This window comes from Clostridium aquiflavi (assembly GCF_031344075.1).
Lineage (GTDB): Bacteria > Bacillota > Clostridia > Clostridiales > Clostridiaceae > Clostridium > Clostridium aquiflavi.
Genome location: NZ_JAVJAN010000097.1, coordinates 1 through 1,268 on the forward strand (window position 1 = coordinate 1; position 1,268 = coordinate 1,268).

Annotated in this window: 1 protein-coding gene and 1 pseudogene; both read right to left on the minus strand. The window is 28.9% G+C overall.

The window, feature by feature from the left end; genetic code table 11:
* Window positions 1-716, minus strand: a pseudogene (locus RGC78_RS16080) (Rpn family recombination-promoting nuclease/putative transposase); the annotation flags it as partial.
* 98 nt (window positions 717-814) lie between these two features.
* Window positions 815-1,268, minus strand: a 454-nt coding sequence (locus tag RGC78_RS16085; RefSeq protein ID WP_309556956.1) for an RHS repeat-associated core domain-containing protein, incomplete at its 5' end; no start/stop codon positions are given.

Genomic DNA, 1,268 nt, shown 5'->3' on the forward strand with positions numbered 1-1,268 from the left:
TTTTTGTTCTAATTCCTTATCTTCAATCAAAAATAAGTATTCTAAAAAATCTGCTAATGCTTTTATTTGTTCTTCATTTTTAATCTTATCGTATTCAACTAACTCTTCTGCAAGTTGTATTTTTGCTTTATAAACATCCTCATCTTTTGGTTTTATTTCAAGAAGCGTTTTCGCCATCTTAAATACTAATTTTAAAGGATTATCATAACTTATATTTTCTAATTCTATTTTTTCAATATCTATGTTCTAAAGTTATATACAAGTATTTCCTCATCAAGCTTTGGAACTCTATACACATATCTTGTGTCTTTTCCACGTTCGCCTTTATAAGTATATATAGCTGCTGCTATAACTTCACTTTTATCTTTATTTTTATATCTAAATTTATCCCATATTCTATAGAAATATCTAAACATTCTCTCTCCAAAGACATCTTCATCGCTACTATAGCTTTGAACTTCAACATGAATGAATAGTATTTTGCTATTATTATCTTTTAATCTTACCTTTATTATTTTATCTGAAATTATCTTTTCTGCACTATCTTTATCAAATATTTCTCTTTGGATTTCTGCAAGCTCTAAATCTAAACTTTCTGTTCCCTTTTCCCATGCTATTTCATCAAATATTTCTGGAAATAAAACTTCTACTACTTCTACTTCGAAGGCTTCAAGTATTGTCTTCCAAGCTGCATCATAATCATGTTTTTTAGGCAAATTACTCACCACACTTTCTTTAAGTCCATATATCTATTATATCTTATTAATTATAATTTTAGCAAGAATTGTAGGATTAAAGTTTGACTTTCAGTGTCCTAAATATTGACATAAAACCAATTATCCAGTGGACACATTGCATATCCACTTAGATCCCAATATCCAACAGGATTATTTTGACAATAGGCATAAAGATTTAGTCCATCGCCTCTATATACATCTTCTTGAATAAAACTACCTAGAACAGGATTATAATATCTAGCTTTCAAATAGTATTGTTGAGTTATTCCATCAAACTGCTGTCCTGTATAAGTCATTCTATTATGAACTTCTTCTCTTGAATCTAGTACATTACCAAAAGCATCATAGTAGTATTCATTCTTAATATTTCCAGCATCATCTGTTATAAAATTAGTGCTGCCCTGTTCATCAATAGAATAATAATGTCGTGACAAACTGTAATTTATTGAGCTGTTTAAGTGAGAGTCCAAATTTATAATTTGGTTACTCGAACTTACTCCTGCAAACGTATGTGAGCAGTGAGTTTCATTA